Genomic DNA, 16,063 nt, shown 5'->3' on the forward strand with positions numbered 1-16,063 from the left:
CGAACTGTAATCCTCGGCCGTGCAACCTCCCCTGTGACCTGTGGGTCAGTTGTGTGCGCAGGTAATGGAACCTGCGCCTCAGGTCTCTTGGGGGGGACCCTTTTGGAACCGAACGACACCATTCCTGCCGTACCGGCCGAGCCGCTGTCCACGGCACCGGCCGAGCCGCCCGCCGCACCCGCCGAAGCGCCCGCCGCGCCCGTCCGCCCGCGTCCGCGTGGCCGTACGGCCCTGCTCATCGCCGCCGCGGCCCTGCTCGGCATCTCCGGCGGCACGGCGGTCGGCTACGGCATCCAGGCGCAGCGGCCTCCGTCGCAGCTGCCCGCGCTGTCGCAGACGGAGCTGGCCTACCCGGCGAAGGCGCTCCCCGCGGACAAGGTCCCGGCCCCGCTGCCCGCCTCGCAGGACCGGCAGGCCAAGACGGACGGCGACCTGCGCAAGCTGCTCATCGACCGCCCGGCGGGCTGGAGCGAGGACAAGGACGCCGACTGGCTGGACGACGGCTGGATGAGCGTGGGGGACCTCGCACGCGACTACAGGGAGGAGGACTACATGTTCGAGTACTTCCTGGGGTCCGGCATACGCCGCATAGCCGGTGCCTCCTGGGTGAAGGGCGCGGACCGTGAGGCCGAGATCCGGCTCGTCCAGTTCTCCTCCGGGGTGAGCACGTCCGCCGCCAAGTTCGCCGACGGCCAGCGGGCGTACATGGGGGACCCGGAGAAGGGCGCGGGCAACGAGGGCGACCCGGTCGAGGCGAGCGGTGAGGGTCGCTACTACCTGTACGAGGTGGACCGGGAGCCCGGCTACGAGCCCTTGTACCAGGCCAGGGCACTCATGAACCGCGGCGACATCATGATCGAGATCAATCTGTACGACAGCCGGCCGATCAGCAAGAAGGACATCCGGACGCTGGCAGAGCAACAGCTGGAGCGCGTGTGAACGACATGAACCGGCCCGAGCCCTCCGGCGCGGCACCGCTCCCCGAACCGCTCGACGCCCCGGACGCCGCCGGGGCTCCTGCGCGATCCGGCCGGGCCCGGCGGATCCTGCTCACGGCCCTTCCCTTCGTGCTGGTGCTCGGAGCGGTCGGCGGCGCGGCGGCGTACACGAAGATCACGGTCGACGGCGCCGACCGCAGCGTGGAGACCACGGCCTGGAAGGTGTCCGAGCGCAAGCCCGGCAAGGATCCCGCGCGGGACACGAGCCGGGGCAGGGCCGACACCGCGCTGAGCAAGCTGATGCTGCCGGTGCCCGACGGTTACCGGCTCGGCCCGGACACCGGGGAGCAGGGCAACGACGACGAGGTGAACGGCGAGCAGGCCGTCGCAGCGATGAAGGAGTCCAATCGCGGGCTTGCGGGCAAGGAGCGCCGCGCGTACGACGAGCGGATCGACAAGCTCCGCGTGCAGGGCCTCGCCGTCCGTTCGTACATCACCCAGGAGGACGACCTGGAGGTGCACGCCGAGATGGTGCGGATGAAGGACAGGAAGGCCGTGCGGGACTTCCACACCTTCCAGACCGGGCTGTTCGACGTCCTCGGGATCTTCCGCGAGGGGCCGAAGATCAAGGGCCACACGCGGAACGCTGCCTGCTACCTGGAGCCCAAGGACAGCGACAGCGGCATCGAGGACATGGTGTGCGTGGCCTACGACGGTGAGCTGAGCATCAGCTACTCGGCGTCCGGCATCAAGCCCGTCGACAAGGCGGCCGTCGCCGAGCTTCTGAAGGACCAGCTGGACCACATCACGTCCCCGGGGGAGTACGTATGACCGAGCAGACGGCCGGACCAACCGACGTGGCGGCTCCCGCACCGGACCCCCTTCCCGAGGCAACCACGCCCCCGGTCCCGCAGGAAACGCCGCGGATCCCCGTGGAAGGTCCCGCGCCCGCCCCACCCCGCCCGCCGCGCCGCGTCCTGCGGGCGGCCCTCCGGTGGACGGCCGCCGTGCTGGTGCTCGGCGGACTCGGCACGGGCACGGCCGTCGGCATCACGGCGATGGAGCGCACCGACGTGCCGGGTCTCGCCACCCGGGACGACGGGCGCTGGGACTACCCGGCGCTGAGCCTTCCGGCCCTTCCGGCCGACGCGCCCCGGCCCTTCACCGACTTCAACACGGCGGAGGTCCACCACGCGGATCTGCGGCGTCTGCTGCTGCCCGCGCCGGCCGGTGCCACCGTGGACAAGAAGCTCGACGGCGGCTGGGTGGATATCGCCCGCTACGCCGCCGAGTACGCGGAGGACGACCGGGCGACCGTCACCCAGCGTCTGAAGAACTCCGCGCTGCGGCACATCGCCGCCCGTGGCTGGACCATGCCGGACGGCACCTCGTCCCGGGTCTACCTGCTCCAGTTCAACTCGGTGGCCTACTCCACCGACTTCCAGGACGACCTCTTCGACAACGGCTCCCTGCCGCTTCCCCTCGCCGGGACGGCCGAGCCCGCCGCCGACGAGGACTGGAGCGCCACCGGCGGGGCGGAATTCACCACGGCGCACGTCTACTCCGAACCCGAGCCCCACGGCGCCGAGCAGGTCCGCCACGCCTACGTGCTGGCCGGGGACACCGTCGCCCTGGTCGTCCAGAGCCGCAAGGGCGAGGCCGGCACGGAGGCGGTTCCGTTCCACCAGACGCTGATCCTCCAGAACCAGCTCCTCGGCTGAGCCGACCGGGCCCGGGTGAAGCCCCGGACCGCCGCGCCGGGCCCCCACCCATTAGGCTGGGGGCCCGGCCGCCTGCTGCCGTCATGTCGTTCGTTCCGAGGAGCTCCCGTGCTTGAGGCTTTCTTCTCCGCCCTGCTGGTCCTGGTCTGCGTCGGCGTGCTCGCCTTCGCCGCCGTGACCGTGAAGAAGCTGTACCAGGGCCAGCGCTGACCCTCGCCGAACACCTCCCGTACACCCTCACAGATCGTCTGAGCCGCTCATGATCGAGATTCCGTCCGACCTCCACCCGGACCTCGTGCCGCTGGCCTTCCTCCTGGGCAACTGGGCGGGTGCGGGCGTCTCCGACTTCCCCGGTGCCGAGAAGTGCAACTTCGGCCAGGAAGTGACCTTCAGCCACGACGGCCGCGACTTCCTCGAGTACGTCTCGCACTCCTGGGTGCTCGACGCTGAGGGCAACCAGGTCAAGCCGCTGGAGTCCGAGTCCGGCTACTGGCGCATCGACAAGGACCGCAAGGTCGAGATCGTCATGGTCCGCGACCAGGGCATCGTCGAGATCTGGTACGGCGAGCTGGCGAAGCAGAAGCCGCAGATCGACGTCGTGACCGACGCCGTGGCGCGCACCGCCGCCTCCGGCCCGTACAGCGGCGGCAAGCGGCTCTACGGCTACGTGAACAGCGACCTGATGTGGGTCGGCGAGAAGGCCACCCCCGACGTGGAGCTGCGGCCGTACATGTCGGCGCACCTGAAGAAGGTCGTCTCCCCGGAGCAGGTCGCCGAGATGGCGCGGGGCCTCGGGGACCTGCCGGACGACGGCATCGCGTTCTTCAAGTAGGTCGGACCGACGGTCCGGTGCTCGCCCCGCCCTACACTGGGCCTGTGGTGAGCACCGACTGGAAGACCGATCTTCGGCAGCGCGGCTATCGGCTGACGCCTCAGCGACAGCTCGTCCTGGAGGCCGTCGACGCCCTGGAGCACGCGACACCCGACGACATCCTCTGCGAGGTGCGCCGGACGGCGTCGGGTGTGAACATCTCCACCGTCTACCGGACCCTGGAGCTCCTCGAGGAGCTCGGGCTGGTCAGTCACGCCCATCTCGGGCACGGCGCCCCGACGTACCACCTGGCGGACCGGCACCACCACATCCACCTCGTCTGCCGGGACTGCACCAACGTCATCGAGGCAGACGTCGACGTGGTCGCCGAGTTCACGGCGAAGCTGAGGGACACGTTCGGCTTCGAGACCGACATGAAGCACTTCGCGATCTTCGGGCGCTGTGCCGACTGCACGGCCAAGACCGTGGCGGCCGAGCCGGAGGGACCCGCCGACGAGCGGTAGAACGGCCCGCCCGGGTCGTACGCTTGTCGCATGAAGAGCCCCCTGCTGTCCCTGCCCGGCGCCGTCCCCGCCGAGGGGCGCGACGAAGGCGTCGCCGCGCACTACGGCGACCTGTTCCGTGAGCAACGCGCACTCGCCGACGGCAGTGGCCTCGTCGACCTCTCGCACCGCGCGGTCGTCACGGTCACCGGCGACGACCGGCTGGCCTGGCTGCACCTGCTGCTCACCCAGCACGTCAGCGACCTCGCGCCGAACACGGCGACGGAGGCGCTGATCCTCACCGCCAACGGGCACATCGAGCACGCCCTCTACCTCGTCGACGACGGCACGACGGTGTGGATGCACGCCGAGCCGGAGAGCCAGGGCGAGCTGATCGCGTACCTGGAGTCGATGAAGTTCTTCTACCGGGTCGAGGTCGCCGACCGCACCGAGGACATCGCCGTCGTGCACCTGCCCGCCGGTTCCATCGCCGAGGTCCCGGACGGCGTCGCCGTGCGCGAGACCCCGCACGGCCGTGACCTCTTCCTGCCCCGGGCCGACCTGGAGGCGTACGCGGCCGCGCACGGCCCCGCCGCGGGCATCCTGGCCTACGAGGCGCTGCGTATCGAGGCGCACCGCCCGCGCCTGGGATTCGAGACCGACCACCGCACCATCCCGCACGAGCTGGGCTGGATCGGCACCGCCGTGCACCTGCAGAAGGGCTGCTACCGGGGCCAGGAGACGGTCGCCCGTGTCCACAACCTGGGGAAGCCGCCGCGCCGCCTGGTCTTCCTGCACCTCGACGGCAGCGAGGTCCACCTGCCCGGCCACGGGACGCCCGTGCGGCTCGCCGCCGACGGCGTGGAGGGCCGCCAGCTCGGCTTCATCACCACCTCGGCCCGCCACCACGAGCTGGGCCCGATCGCCCTGGCACTGGTCAAGCGGAACGTGGCGGTGGACGCGGAGCTGATCGCGGGTGACACCGCGGCGGCCCAGGAGACGGTCGTCGAGCCGTAGAGCGCCTACGCGCGGCCGTCCAGCCGGGCCGGCCGCGTTGCTACACCTCGAGCAGTACGGTGAACGGGCCGTGGTTCGTGAGCGTGACCCGCATGTCCGCTCCGAACCGGCCCGTCTCCACCCGGGCTCCGAGCGTGCGCAGCTGCGCGACCACCTCGTCGACCAGCGGTTCGGCGACCTCGCCCGGCGCGGCGGCGTTCCAGGTGGGCCTCCGGCCCTTCCTGGCGTCCCCGTAGAGGGTGAACTGAGAAATGACCAAAAGCGGTGCATTCACGTCCGAGCAGGACTTCTCGCCCTCCAGGATCCGCACCGTCCACAGCTTGCGGGCGAGCTGGGCCGCCTTCTCCGCCGTGTCGCCGTGAGTGACCCCCACCAGCACACACAGTCCTTCGCCGACGATCTCGCCGACCGTTTTGCTGCCCGACGGATCGTCCGCGGAGCCCGCCACGGCGACGCTCGCGCCGTCCACCCTCTGTATCACTGCACGCATACAGACCAACCTATCTTGGGCTGAACGGGTACAGAGCACCTGCGTGAACACCCTCCGTAGTGGCACGATGCACGATGTCGGTGTGCCGACGCACCGGTCGAGGGGACGGAACATCATGACGACACAGGGAACCGGGCCATCACCCGGGGCCGTACCAGTGACACGTACCGCAGCCGGCCTGCGGCCGCCCGTGCAGCGGACCGTCGCTGTGCCCACCCCGCCACCCGTGCACCTGCCCGGAGCGGTGTCCGTGCCCGGGCAGACCGGGAGCGGTGCGATCGACGGACTGGCCTCCGTGCGCCCGCAGCCCGAATTCGGCCGGCTGCGGCTTCCGGATCTGCGCACCCTCCGCCGTGACGCCCAGCGCGACGAGGCGGACCTCAGTTACGTACGCCGTCTGGTCCAGGGCCGGATCGACATCCTGCGGGCCGAGCTCGCCCGCCGGGTGGATCCCGAGTCGCCCGTGGTGGACCGGCTGTCGGAGATCCTCGCCGACACCCCGTCCGTCCATCGCTCCTCGGCGCGGCACGTCACCCTCACCACGCCGCGCAGCGACGAGTACCGGCAGCTGGCGGCGGACACGCTCGCCGAGGTCGAGCTCTCCGACCTCGACGCCCGGACGGACGAAGAGCTCCTGACCGCCATGGGCCGGCTCGTCCGCTACGAGCGGCAGGTCTCCCGGCGCCGTCACCGACTCCAGCGCACCGTGGACGATTGCAGCGCGGAGATCGCCCGCAGGTACCGTGACGGGGAAGCACAAGTAGAGGACCTGCTCGCCTGAAGCGACCCTTCCGGGAGCGGGTCACGCCCGCCCCCGGAAGGCCACCCGCCGTATGACGTCCTCCATATCCACCTCCGCGTCCCCCGTGCTGCCGGTCCTGGCCGAGGTCGTACGGTCCGGTTTCACCGAGGGCCACCACCGGGGGTCGCTGGTCGTCCTGGCAGCCGACGGGAGCGTGGAGCTCGCGCTCGGCGACCCGGCGGCGCCGGTCTTCCCGCGCTCCTCCAACAAGCCGATGCAGGCCGCCGCGATCCTGCGGGCCGGTCTCGACCTCTCGGGGGAGCGGCTGGCGCTGGCCGCCGCGAGCCACTCCGGTGAGGGCTTCCACCTCGAACTGGTCCGCACGATGCTCGCCGAGCACGGGCTGACCCCGGACGATCTGCGGACCCCGCCCGATCTGCCGCTGGACCCGGTCGAGGCGGAGGCGTACCTCGCCGCGGGGGGTGTGCGGGAACCGCTCACCATGAACTGCTCCGGCAAGCACGCGGCGATGCTGGCCGTCTGTGTGCGCAACGGCTGGGACACCGCCACCTATCTCGACCCCGGCCACCCGCTCCAGCGGCTGGTCGGCGAGGTCGTCGCGGAGGCGGCGGGCGAACCCGTCGCCGCCCTCGGCACGGACGGTTGCGGGGCCCCGCTGATGGCGATCGGCCTGGTGGGCCTGGCCCGCGCGTTCCGCGCGTTCGTGCTGGCGGAGCCCGGCACGGCGGAGCGCCGGGTCGCGGACGCGATGCGGGCGCACCCGGAGTACGTCGCGGGCACCCGGCGGCCGGACACCTGGCTGATGCGGGAGGTGCCGGGCACGCTCTCCAAGATGGGCGCCGAGGCGGTCCAGGCGCTGGCGCTCCCGGACGGCAGGGCCCTGGCCTTCAAGATCGACGACGGCTCCGTCCGCGCTCTGGGCCCGGTGCTGGCGCGCTCCCTCGAACTGCTGGGCGTCGACGCCCCGGTGGTGTCCCGCATCGGGCGCTCGCCGCTGCTGGGCGGCGCGGTGGAGGTGGGGGAGATCCGGGCGGCGTTCTGAGCGGCGGGGGCCGGCACCGGGCGCGGCCCGAAATACGTGCGACATCCCGGACGCCCCCGGCTTAGCGTGGGCCGCATGAACTGTGATCCACGCCCCGTCTCCGCAGCCGAGTTCCCCGACTGGCTGCACGCCGTCGGCACCGGATTCCTCCGGGCGTCGGCGGCACCGGTGCCGGAGGAGGAGATCGCGGTGCGCCTGGCCCACACCGATCTCGACCGCGTCCAGGGCGTGTTCGACGCAGGGCGCTGCGTGGCCACCTACCGCTCGTTCGCCCAGGAGCTCACCGTGGTCGGCGGTGCGAAGGTCCCGGCCGACGCGATCACGGCCGTGACGGTGACCCCCACGCACCGGCGGCGCGGGCTGCTCAGCCGGATGATGGCGAAGGACCTGGCGGCGGCGAAGGAACGCGGTGACGTGGTCGCGTCGCTGATCGCCGCCGAGTACCCGATCTACGGGCGGTACGGATTCGGGCCGGCCGCCTGGACCACCGAGTGGGAGATCGACGTCCCCCGCGCGGGCCTGGACCCGCGTGGCCGGGTCCCCTCCGACGCGGACGGCGGCCGGATCGAGCTGGTGGACGGCGCGGACGTCCGCAAGCTGGGCCCCGAACTCCACGGCCGCCTCGCCGACCGGCAGCACGGCGTGGTCTCCCGGGACGCGCGCTGGTGGCAGCGGAACACCGGCGTGGACGTCCCGGCGTTCGAGACCTGGCAGGAGCCGTTCTACGCGGTGTACCGGTCGGCCGACGGCGGGACGGACGGCCTGGTCGTCTACCGGGCGGACGCGCACTGGGGCGACCGTAAGCAGCCGCTCAACACGGCGACGGTGAGCGGCCTCATCGCCGCGACCCCGGCGGCGGAGCGCGCGCTCTGGCAGTTCGTCTGCTCCATCGACTGGATCACCACGGTCCGTACGGGCTACCGCGCCCCCGACGACCTGCTCCCCCTCCTCCTCCCGGACCCCCGGGCCGCCCGGGTCGTGACCCAGGCGGACTGGCTGTGGCTGCGCGTCCTGGACGTCCCCCGCGCCCTGGAGGCGCGTACGTACGCGACGGAGTCGGCCCTGGTCCTGGACGTCCGGGACGGAGCGGGCCTGGCGGGCGGCCGGTTCCTGCTGGACGCCTCACCGTCCGGCGCGTCCTGCACCCCCACGACCCGGGACGCCGACCTGACGCTGGACGTGGCGGAGCTGGGCGCGCTCCTGCTGGGCGACGAGTCCCCGGTGCGGCTGGCCGCGCTGGGCCGGCTCGACGAGCACCGGGCGGGCGCGGCGGCCTCGGCCGACACGCTGTTCCGGGCGCCACGGCGGGCGTGGTGCCCGGATGTGTTCTGACGGGCGTCGGAGGGGTGCGCCGGAGCCCGCACCGCCGGACGGCGGGTGCGGTGCGGACTCCCACGTCACCGCGTCCGCCTCCTGAAGAGCGTCCCCGACAGGCCCACCGCCAGCAGCAGGAGCCCGGCCGCCCAGGCGAGCGCGATCCAGGGGGCGTTGCCCACCGGCTGGTCCAGCAGGAGGCCGCGCAGCGACTCGATGGCCGGGGTGACCGGCTGGTGGTCGGCGAAGCCGTGGAGCCAGCCCGGCATGCTGTCGACCGGGACGAACGCGCTGCTCGGGTAGGGCAGGAACGACATGAAGAAGGTGAATCCGCCGGCCGCCTCGGGTGTGCGGGCGAGCAGGCCGATCGCCGCCGAGATCCAGGACAGGGCCACGATGTAGGCGAGCAGCACGGCGGCGACGGCGAGCCAGCCGGCGGGGGTGGCCGCGGGGCGGAAGCCGATGAGCAGGGCGACGGCGAACACCAGCGTGGTGGAGACCAGGTTGCGGACCGTGCTGGCCGCGACGTGGCCGGTCAGGATGGGCAGCGCGCCGATGTCCAGGGAGCGGAAGCGGTCGATGATGCCGCCCTTCATGTCCTCGCTCACCGCGACGGCGGTGGTGGCCGAGCCGAAGCCGGCGCAGAGGAACAGGACGCCGGGGACGACGTACATGACGTACGAGTCGTAGGCGGTGCCGGTGTCGATCGCGCCCCCGAAGAAGTAGACGAAGATCAGCATCAGCATGATCGGCAGCATCATCGAGGTGATGACGGCGTCGATGTTGCGGCGGCTGATGAGCAGGCTGCGGCCGGTCATGACCGTGGCGTGGGTCAGCGCTCCGGGCGTGTCAGACATGGGCCGGTGCCTCCTTCTTCTCGGCGGTGAGGGCGAGGAACACGTCGTCGAGGGTCGCGCGGTGCAGCGAGAAGCGGTCGACGTCGGTGCGGTGCGGGTCGATCTCGTCGAGCAGGGAGCGGACGTGGGCGGCCGTGCCGTCCGTGGGGACGCCCAGGGTGAGGGTCTCGGGGGAGTGGTGGACGGCGCGGGTGGCGAGCCGGAGGTAGGCCTCGCGGCTGCCGAGGACGAGGTCCAGGCGGTGTCCCGACACGCGTGACTTCAGGGCCTCCGGGGTGCCTTCGGCGACGACACGCCCCTCGGTGAGGACGCTGACGCCGTCGGCGAGCTGGTCCGCCTCCTCCAGGTACTGGGTGGTGAGCAGCACGGCGGCGCCCCGGCCGGCGAGGTCGCGGACCACCTGCCAGAGCTCGCGGCGGCTGCGGGGGTCGAGGCCGGTGGTGGGTTCGTCGAGGAAGAGGACGCCGGGCTCGGGCGAGCCGACGAGGCCGGCCGCCAGGTCGAGGCGGCGCCGCATCCCCCCGGAGTACGTGTGCGCCTGGCGGCGGGCCGCGTCGGTGAGGCCGAAGCGTTCGAGGAGCTCCCCGGCGCGGGACCGGGCGCGGGCGCGGGGCAGGCCGGAGAGCCGGGCCATCATCCGCAGGTTCTCCTCGCCGGTCAGCGTCTCGTCGACGGCGGCGAACTGCCCGGTCAGGCTGATGACACGGCGCACCCGGCGCCGGTCGGCGACGACGTCGTACCCGGCGACGCGCGCGGTGCCGGAGTCGGCGGTGGTGAGGGTGGCGAGGATCCGCACGGTCGTGGTCTTGCCCGCGCCGTTGGGCCCGAGCAGTGCGTGGATCCCGGCGCGGGCCACACGGAGGCCGACCCCGTCCAGGACCCGCGTGCCCCTTCCGTAGGACTTGGTCAGGCCGTGCGCCTCGATCATGACGTCGTTCGTGCCCGTACTCATGACGATCCCCCTTCTGCGTATGTCATACGCGTTACTGTGTAAGCATTACGCAAATCTAGGATGGTGGCAAGCCATGAGCGGGGAAGGGCGGCTACGGGTGACGGAGAACAGCAGTGCGTCGGGCGGCACGGGGCTGCCGGCCAGCATCGAGGCCGCGTGGGGTCTGCGCGACCGTCCGGTCAAGGGCCCGAAACCCGGCCTGACACTGGACCGCATCGTCGGGGCGGCCGTGTCGGTGGCCGCGGCGGAAGGGCTCTCGGCCGTCTCGATGGGGCGGGTCGCCAAGGAGCTGGGCGCCTCCACGATGTCGCTCTACCGCTACGTCTCGGCCAAGGAGGAGCTGTACGTCCTCATGCAGGAGGCGGCCATGGGCACTCCGCCGCCCCTGTCCGAGGCGGAGGAGCAGGCGGGGTGGAGGGAGGGGCTGAGCCGGTGGGCCTGGTCCCAGCGCCGGATGTTCCAGCGGAACCTGTGGGCCCTGCGCATCCCGATCGGCGGTCCGCCCGCCAGCCCCCGCATGGTCCTGTGGTGGGAGCAGGGGCTCGAGGCGATGTCGGGCAGCGGCCTGTCCCCGGGCGACAAGATCTCGGTCATCCTCCTCGTCTCGGGTTACGTACGGAACGAGGCGACGCTGATGAGTGACATCGCCGCCGCCGTCGAGGAGAAGGGCGTCTCCGCCGAGGAGTTCATGGCGCGGTGGGAGCGGACGGTGCGCAGGCTCGTCGACCCGGCACGGCATCCGGAGCTGGCGGCGCTGCTGGACACGGGGATCATGAGCGAACCGGACGAGCCCGACTACGAGTTCGTGTTCGGTCTCGAACGGATCCTCGACGGGGTCGAGGCGCTCATCCAGAAGGGATCACCGTCATGAGCGACGGGACGACCGGCCTGCGTGAGCGCAAGAAGCAGCTGACCTACCAGGCGGTCTCCGAGGCCGCGATCTCGATGTTCCTGGAACGGGGCTTCGACAAGGTCTCCGTGGCCGAGGTGGCGGCGGCGGCCGACATCTCCAAACCGACGCTGTTCCGGTACTTCCCGTCCAAGGAGGACCTGGTCCTGCACCGGTTCGCCGACCACGAGGACGAGTCCGCCCGCGTCGTCTCCGGCCGGCCGGACGGCCTCTCCCCGCTGGAGGCGCTGCGCCACCACTTCCTGGACGGCCTGGACCGCCGCGACCCGGTGACCGGTCTGTGCGACAACCCGCAGGTCCTGGCCTTCCACCGGCTGCTCTACGGGACGCCGTCGCTCGTCGCCCGCCTGTACGCCTACCAGGGGCGCTCCGAGGCGGCGCTCGCCCGCGCCCTGGATCCCGGCACCCCGGTGACGGCGCGGCTCGCCGCCGGTCAGATCATCGCCGTACTGCGGATCCTCGCCGAGGAGAACTGGCGGCGGATGGACGCGGGGGAGAGCGCCGACCGGGTGCACGCGGACGCCGTGGCGGCGGCCGGCCTGGCTTTCGCCCAGCTGAAGGACGGCCTGGCCACCGCGGATTCCGCTGAAGCCCCTTGATGAGCGAGCGGGGGGCGCCGGGCAGGCCGCGCCCGGTGCCGGCCCCGGCTCTCCCCGTTCACGCCCCTTCCGGTCCGAGGCCGAACGGACCGGGCAGATCCGCCGGTTCGCGGAAATGCACGCCCGACATGCCGAGCGCGACCGCCGCGGCCACGTTCTCCCGGCTGTCATCCACGAAGAGGCACCTGTCCATCGGTACCCCGGCTCGCCCGGCGGCGATCCGGTAGAGGGCGGGGTCCGGCTTGGCGATCCCTTCGACCGCGCTGCTGACCACGTGGTCGGCCAGGTCCGTGAGGCCCAGGGCGGCGAGGTCCTCGTCCAGGCGCGGTGTGGCGTTGGTGATCAGGACCAGCGGTACGCGGGCCCGGACCCGCCGCAGCATCGCCACGACCGTGGCGTCCGCCCGGAAGGGGGCCTCCGCGAGGGCCCTGCCCAGCTCGCGCCCCTTCGCCGTGCCGACCCTGGGGGCGAGACCGAGCGCGACGGCCTCGACCCACTCCTCCAGGGTGATCCGGCCCAGGAGGAGCGGGAGGTCCACCTCGGGGGCGTAGGCGACGTCCTCCGTGGTGCCCTCGGGCAGGCCGGCCGCGCGCTCCAGCGCGGACAGGTGCGTCACGTCGTAGAAGCGGACGACGTTGTCCAGGTCGCAGAGCACGGCGTCGTAGGGCCCGTCGTGCCTCATGCGCCGGCCGCCGTCATGCGCGCGGCCGATGTCACGCGCGGCCGCCGTCGTGCGCGCGGCCGATGTCACGCGCGGCCGCCGTCATGCGCCGGCCGCCGTCACGTCCAGGGCCGCTCCGTAGAGCCTCGACACCCGGATCCGGATCACCACGCGGTGCTCCGCCACGGCCTGCTCCAGAAAGGCCCGCTCCTCGGTTGGGTCGTCGAAACCCGGTGTCAGGGAGAGGAGTTCACGGCCGACCACGTCGCCGGCCACGGAGGTCGGCTCCGAGACCTCCGCGGTGCCCTCCGCCACGGCGAAGGACCAGACGTCACCGCCGCCGACGTGCAGGGAGGCGTGCGGATTCGCCCGCAGGATGCGGGTCTTCAGACGGGCCGCGGTGGAGGAGACGCGAAGGACGCGTTCCTCGGCGTCCAGGCGGTACAGGACGGTCGACAGATGGGGGTGGCCGGTGGAGCGGACGGCCGCGAGCACTCCGAACTGCTGGTCCCGGAGGATCCGCACGAGTGCCTGGTCGGTGAGGGTGCGGGGCGCGGGCCCGCCCTTCGTCTCTTCGGTGGTGTCCATGTGGCTTGCCTCTCGGGATTCAGGAGCGGGGGGCGGAGGGGGTGGGGCGCAGGACGAGGAACGCCACCACGAAGGCGGCGGCGAGCAGGCCCGTCCCTACGGTGAACGCGAGTTGGTGGCCGCCGGTCAGTGCCTCGGCCCGGCGGCTGCCCTCCGCGAGCATGCTGTCGGTCCGGGCCGCCGCCAGAGTGGTCAGTACCGCGACGCCGAGGGCCATGCCGATCTGCTGAGTGGTGTTGAAGACGCCGGACGCCAGCCCGGCGTCGTTCCTGCCCGCACCGGACATCCCCAGGGCCGTCAGAGCGGGGAGCGCCAGTCCGAAGCCTGCCGCGAGGAGCATCGCGGGGAGGACGTCGGTGAGGTACCGGGCGTCCGCGGGGACCCGGCTGAGAAATCCGAGGGCGGCGATCAGCAGGACGATCCCGGTCAGGAGCACGGTCCGTTCACCGAACCGGGCGTTCAGCCGGGCCGAGACGCCCAGGGAGACGCCTCCGATGACGACGGCGGCCGGGAGCATGGCGAGACCGGTCTCCGCGGCGCCGTATCCGAGGACGTTCTGCAGGTGCAGCGCGACGATGATCTGGAACGAGAACAGGGCGGCGACCATGAGGACCTGGACCAGGTTGGCTCCGGCGACGCTGCGGGAGCGCAGGACGCGCAGAGGCATGAGCGGTGTCCGCGCGGTCGCCTGACGGACGGTGAAGGCCACGAGCAGGGCGAGGGCCACCGTGCCGAGCCCCAGCGTGTGCGCGGAGATCCAGCCGTGCGCCTCGACCTCGACCACGGTGTAGATCGCCAGCATCAGACCCGCCGTGACGAGCGCCGCACCGAGGACGTCCGCGCCGGAGGTGAGCCCCTCGCCACGGTCTGCGGGCAGGACCCGGCGGGCGATCAGGAGGATCGCCACGCCGATCGGGAGATTGATGAAGAAGATCCAGTGCCAGCCGAGCGCGTCGGTGAGGATCCCGCCGAGCACCTGCCCGAGGGACGCGCCCGCCGCCCCGGTGAAGGAGAACACGGCGATGGCGCGGGCCCGTTCGCGGGCCTCGCTGAACAGGGTGATCAGAATGCCGAGGCCGACGGCCGAGGCCATCGCGCTGCCGACCCCTTGGAGGAAGCGGGCGGCGATGAGCAGCGCAGGCGTCGTGGCCGCACCGGCCAGCAGGGAGGCGACGGTGAAGACGGCGGTGCCGGCGAGGAACACGCGGGTGCGGCCGATCAGGTCGCCGAGCCGGCCGGCGAGCAGGAGCAGGCTGCCGAAGGCGATCAGATAGGCGTTGACGACCCAGCTGAGGCCCGCCGGGGTGAAGCCGAGGTCGCGCTGGACGGTGGGCATCGCGACCGTCACGATCGAGCCGTCGAGGGTGACCGTCAGCATCCCGGCGGCGATCACCCCGAGGGCGAGTCCGCGGTGGCGGGCGGTCCCCCCGGGGCCGGAGGGCGCGTTCGTGGGTCGGGATGTGGCGGAAGTGTCGCGCGGGGCATGGAGGGCCATCGGTCTTCTCCTGTCGGAAGGGTCGACAAGAAGGACCGTAGCAGATGGGTTTGTTGCAGACTATATTTAACGGTCCGGTCTTCGGCGGTTGCCTCTGCGGGCTACCGCTGCCCCTGGCGGGCCCTCCTGACCGGCCGGGGATTCTCGGCGGGTGTGGCCAGATGGTCCGTGGCCAGCTGGTTCAGGGCGCGCACCAGCACCTCGCGGTCGCCGGCGGGCAGGGCCCCCAGGGCCTCCTGGTGCACCCGGTCGACGATCTCCTGGCTCCGCACGGCGATCCGGGCGCCCTCCTCGGTGACGGCGATGATCCGCGCCCGCCGGTCGTGGCTGGAGGGCTGTCGCTCGGCGAGTCCCGCCTTCTCCAGGGCGTCCACGGTCACGACCATCGTGGTCTTGTCCATGTCGCCGATCTCCGCCAGCTGGATCTGGGTGCGCTCCTCCTCCAGGGCGTGGACCAGCACGCAGTGCATGCGTGCGGTCAGCCCGATCTCGGCGAGTGCCGCCGCCATCCGGGTCCGCAGGACATGGCTGGTGTGGTCGAGGAGGAAGGACAGGTCGGGTTCGGTGCGCGCGGGGCTCAGGGCGGTCATGTCCGCCACTGTAACAATTCGTACTGTGGCAGATCATCCGCAAGGGGACGTTATCGCGGCAGCTCGCGCCTGACCAGCGCCTTCGCGAGCGGTTCGCCGGTGCGCTCGGCGTACACCATCCGCTCCTTCACCTCCCGCAGTGTGCGCGGGCGGTAACCCGGCCCGCCGCAGCAGCTCTTGTGGAAGCGGACGCCTGCGTTCAGCAGTACGGAGAGGGCGCGCCACGCGGAGGCGTCCCGACGCCGAGGGGCGGCGAAGGCGGACCCGGCGTGGATCAGCACCCCGGCGCACCGGGGGCAGACGCGGTCCTCCCACCCCATGCCGCGGGGCTGCTTGTACGAGGCGCGGCAGGGCAGGCAGACGTACGACGTGTTGGCGTGGGACATGCGGCCAGAGTAGAAAGCCCGCCCCCGTTGTTCGACCGGTTTTACGCGGCCCCGGCCCGACGCCCGCGCCACGGACGCCCGAAGCGCCCCCGCCGCCGCGGGCCCTCCCCTGACGGCCGGACGCCGCGGCCCGTCTCCCACGGACGGTCCGGCGACAGCAGCGGAGCCGTGCGCTCGGCCTGCGCCCGCATCTCGTGGTGGGCCTCGTGCGCGGTCACCCGGAACGCCTCGTCGTACGCCGCCAGGGCTGCGCCGATCGCGGCACCGGCGGTCCCGCGCCGCCGCACGCGGGACGCCAGCCACCGGAAGAAGCCCATGACGACGGCGAGTGCGCCCGCGAGAGCGAGAAGGGGCAGGAGGTCGGTCATCGGACCGACGCTACGGGACCGGAGGCGCCCTGTGGAGGGGCCGACGGCGCTCTTCCTG

Annotated in this window: 20 protein-coding genes; 11 read left to right on the top strand and 9 right to left on the bottom strand. The window is 72.3% G+C overall.

What is annotated here, in order from left to right:
* Positions 1-102 precede the first annotated feature (102 nt).
* From OG488_RS20525 to ygfZ, 6 genes are all read left to right on the top strand, one after another.
* On the top strand, positions 103-939 hold the full coding sequence (locus OG488_RS20525) for a hypothetical protein (protein WP_443074232.1): 837 nt from the start codon (positions 103-105) through the stop codon (positions 937-939).
* A complete protein-coding gene (locus OG488_RS20530) occupies positions 936-1,769 on the top strand; it encodes a hypothetical protein (RefSeq protein WP_443074233.1) in 834 nt (277 codons plus the stop codon). The genes OG488_RS20525 and OG488_RS20530 overlap by 4 nt, the downstream gene beginning before the upstream one ends.
* Positions 1,766-2,659 (top strand): hypothetical protein, encoded by an 894-nt coding sequence (locus OG488_RS20535; protein ID WP_329231231.1) that lies wholly within the window; start codon positions 1,766-1,768, stop codon positions 2,657-2,659. The genes OG488_RS20530 and OG488_RS20535 overlap by 4 nt, the downstream gene beginning before the upstream one ends.
* Before the next feature lie 259 nt (positions 2,660-2,918).
* Positions 2,919-3,491: an FABP family protein gene (locus OG488_RS20540; RefSeq protein ID WP_329231232.1), complete on the top strand. Its 573-nt coding sequence runs from the start codon at positions 2,919-2,921 to the stop codon at positions 3,489-3,491.
* 44 nt (positions 3,492-3,535) lie between these two features.
* Entirely contained in the window at positions 3,536-3,994 is a 459-nt protein-coding gene (locus OG488_RS20545) for a Fur family transcriptional regulator (protein WP_329231235.1), read from the top strand.
* A gap of 30 nt (positions 3,995-4,024) precedes the next feature.
* The gene (ygfZ, locus tag OG488_RS20550) at positions 4,025-4,990 is read left to right on the top strand and encodes a CAF17-like 4Fe-4S cluster assembly/insertion protein YgfZ (RefSeq protein WP_329231236.1); all 966 of its coding nucleotides are present in this window, start codon (positions 4,025-4,027) and stop codon (positions 4,988-4,990) included.
* Positions 4,991-5,030: 40 nt separating this feature from the next.
* Here the strand turns inward: ygfZ and dtd are convergent, their stop codons facing one another.
* The gene (gene dtd / locus OG488_RS20555; protein ID WP_329231238.1) at positions 5,031-5,480 is read right to left on the bottom strand and encodes a D-aminoacyl-tRNA deacylase; all 450 of its coding nucleotides are present in this window, start codon (positions 5,478-5,480) and stop codon (positions 5,031-5,033) included.
* A gap of 115 nt (positions 5,481-5,595) precedes the next feature.
* On the opposite strand from dtd, the gene OG488_RS20560 reads away from it, so the two are divergent.
* From OG488_RS20560 to OG488_RS20570, 3 genes are all read left to right on the top strand, one after another.
* Positions 5,596-6,261 (top strand): RsiG family protein, encoded by a 666-nt coding sequence (locus OG488_RS20560; protein ID WP_329231240.1) that lies wholly within the window; start codon positions 5,596-5,598, stop codon positions 6,259-6,261.
* A gap of 52 nt (positions 6,262-6,313) precedes the next feature.
* Positions 6,314-7,285 (top strand): asparaginase, encoded by a 972-nt coding sequence (locus OG488_RS20565; protein WP_329231241.1) that lies wholly within the window; start codon positions 6,314-6,316, stop codon positions 7,283-7,285.
* Positions 7,286-7,360: 75 nt separating this feature from the next.
* A complete protein-coding gene (locus OG488_RS20570; protein WP_329231243.1) occupies positions 7,361-8,617 on the top strand; it encodes a GNAT family N-acetyltransferase in 1,257 nt (418 codons plus the stop codon).
* A 65-nt stretch (positions 8,618-8,682) separates the two neighbouring features.
* On the opposite strand, the gene OG488_RS20575 is transcribed toward OG488_RS20570, so the two are convergent.
* Entirely contained in the window at positions 8,683-9,456 is a 774-nt protein-coding gene (locus OG488_RS20575; RefSeq protein WP_329231245.1) for an ABC transporter permease, read from the bottom strand.
* Positions 9,449-10,408, bottom strand: a complete 960-nt coding sequence (locus tag OG488_RS20580) for an ATP-binding cassette domain-containing protein (protein WP_329231246.1) — start codon at positions 10,406-10,408, stop codon at positions 9,449-9,451. The genes OG488_RS20575 and OG488_RS20580 overlap by 8 nt, the downstream gene beginning before the upstream one ends.
* 73 nt (positions 10,409-10,481) lie before the next feature.
* Between OG488_RS20580 and OG488_RS20585 the strand changes: the two genes are divergently transcribed.
* Both OG488_RS20585 and OG488_RS20590 read left to right on the top strand, forming a co-directional pair.
* On the top strand, positions 10,482-11,279 hold the full coding sequence (locus tag OG488_RS20585) for a TetR/AcrR family transcriptional regulator (RefSeq protein WP_403913086.1): 798 nt from the start codon (positions 10,482-10,484) through the stop codon (positions 11,277-11,279).
* A complete protein-coding gene (locus tag OG488_RS20590) occupies positions 11,276-11,917 on the top strand; it encodes a TetR/AcrR family transcriptional regulator (protein WP_329231248.1) in 642 nt (213 codons plus the stop codon). Before OG488_RS20585 ends, OG488_RS20590 begins: the two co-directional genes overlap by 4 nt.
* Positions 11,918-11,975: 58 nt before the next feature.
* Here the strand turns inward: OG488_RS20590 and OG488_RS20595 are convergent, their stop codons facing one another.
* From OG488_RS20595 to OG488_RS20620, 6 genes are all read right to left on the bottom strand, one after another.
* Positions 11,976-12,599, bottom strand: coding sequence for an HAD family hydrolase (locus OG488_RS20595; protein ID WP_329238854.1), 624 nt, complete (start codon positions 12,597-12,599; stop codon positions 11,976-11,978).
* 81 nt (positions 12,600-12,680) lie between these two features.
* Positions 12,681-13,166: a pyridoxamine 5'-phosphate oxidase family protein gene (locus OG488_RS20600; protein ID WP_329231250.1), complete on the bottom strand. Its 486-nt coding sequence runs from the start codon at positions 13,164-13,166 to the stop codon at positions 12,681-12,683.
* Positions 13,167-13,185: 19 nt separating this feature from the next.
* A complete protein-coding gene (locus OG488_RS20605; protein WP_443074234.1) occupies positions 13,186-14,661 on the bottom strand; it encodes an MFS transporter in 1,476 nt (491 codons plus the stop codon).
* 101 nt (positions 14,662-14,762) lie between these two features.
* Positions 14,763-15,251, bottom strand: a complete 489-nt coding sequence (locus OG488_RS20610) for a MarR family winged helix-turn-helix transcriptional regulator (RefSeq protein ID WP_329231252.1) — start codon at positions 15,249-15,251, stop codon at positions 14,763-14,765.
* A 50-nt stretch (positions 15,252-15,301) separates the two neighbouring features.
* Positions 15,302-15,637 carry a deoxyxylulose-5-phosphate synthase gene (locus OG488_RS20615; protein ID WP_329231254.1) on the bottom strand — a complete coding sequence of 112 codons (336 nt, stop codon included), beginning with the start codon at positions 15,635-15,637 and terminating at the stop codon, positions 15,302-15,304.
* A 41-nt stretch (positions 15,638-15,678) separates the two neighbouring features.
* Positions 15,679-16,005 (bottom strand): hypothetical protein, encoded by a 327-nt coding sequence (locus OG488_RS20620; protein WP_329231255.1) that lies wholly within the window; start codon positions 16,003-16,005, stop codon positions 15,679-15,681.
* Positions 16,006-16,063: the final 58 nt, after the last annotated feature.

Source organism: Streptomyces sp. NBC_01460 (assembly GCF_036227405.1).
In the GTDB taxonomy this organism is placed as follows: Bacteria; Actinomycetota; Actinomycetes; order Streptomycetales; family Streptomycetaceae; genus Streptomyces.

Bases quoted from the DNA above. Each gene is read 5' to 3' on its own strand.
- OG488_RS20535 (WP_329231231.1), top strand. From the start codon at position 1,766: ATGACCGAGCAGACGGCCGGACCAACCGACGTGGCGGCTCCCGCACCG.
- OG488_RS20540 (WP_329231232.1), top strand. From the start codon at position 2,919: ATGATCGAGATTCCGTCCGACCTCCACCCGGACCTCGTGCCGCTGGCC.
- ygfZ (WP_329231236.1), top strand. From the start codon at position 4,025: ATGAAGAGCCCCCTGCTGTCCCTGCCCGGCGCCGTCCCCGCCGAGGGG.
- dtd (WP_329231238.1), bottom strand. From the start codon at position 5,480: ATGCGTGCAGTGATACAGAGGGTGGACGGCGCGAGCGTCGCCGTGGCG.
- OG488_RS20560 (WP_329231240.1), top strand. From the start codon at position 5,596: ATGACGACACAGGGAACCGGGCCATCACCCGGGGCCGTACCAGTGACA.
- OG488_RS20565 (WP_329231241.1), top strand. From the start codon at position 6,314: ATGACGTCCTCCATATCCACCTCCGCGTCCCCCGTGCTGCCGGTCCTG.
- OG488_RS20570 (WP_329231243.1), top strand. From the start codon at position 7,361: ATGAACTGTGATCCACGCCCCGTCTCCGCAGCCGAGTTCCCCGACTGG.
- OG488_RS20575 (WP_329231245.1), bottom strand. From the start codon at position 9,456: ATGTCTGACACGCCCGGAGCGCTGACCCACGCCACGGTCATGACCGGC.
- OG488_RS20580 (WP_329231246.1), bottom strand. From the start codon at position 10,408: ATGAGTACGGGCACGAACGACGTCATGATCGAGGCGCACGGCCTGACC.
- OG488_RS20585 (WP_403913086.1), top strand. From the start codon at position 10,482: ATGAGCGGGGAAGGGCGGCTACGGGTGACGGAGAACAGCAGTGCGTCG.
- OG488_RS20590 (WP_329231248.1), top strand. From the start codon at position 11,276: ATGAGCGACGGGACGACCGGCCTGCGTGAGCGCAAGAAGCAGCTGACC.
- OG488_RS20595 (WP_329238854.1), bottom strand. From the start codon at position 12,599: ATGAGGCACGACGGGCCCTACGACGCCGTGCTCTGCGACCTGGACAAC.
- OG488_RS20600 (WP_329231250.1), bottom strand. From the start codon at position 13,166: ATGGACACCACCGAAGAGACGAAGGGCGGGCCCGCGCCCCGCACCCTC.
- OG488_RS20605 (WP_443074234.1), bottom strand. From the start codon at position 14,661: ATGGCCCTCCATGCCCCGCGCGACACTTCCGCCACATCCCGACCCACG.
- OG488_RS20610 (WP_329231252.1), bottom strand. From the start codon at position 15,251: ATGACCGCCCTGAGCCCCGCGCGCACCGAACCCGACCTGTCCTTCCTC.
- OG488_RS20615 (WP_329231254.1), bottom strand. From the start codon at position 15,637: ATGTCCCACGCCAACACGTCGTACGTCTGCCTGCCCTGCCGCGCCTCG.
- OG488_RS20620 (WP_329231255.1), bottom strand. From the start codon at position 16,005: ATGACCGACCTCCTGCCCCTTCTCGCTCTCGCGGGCGCACTCGCCGTC.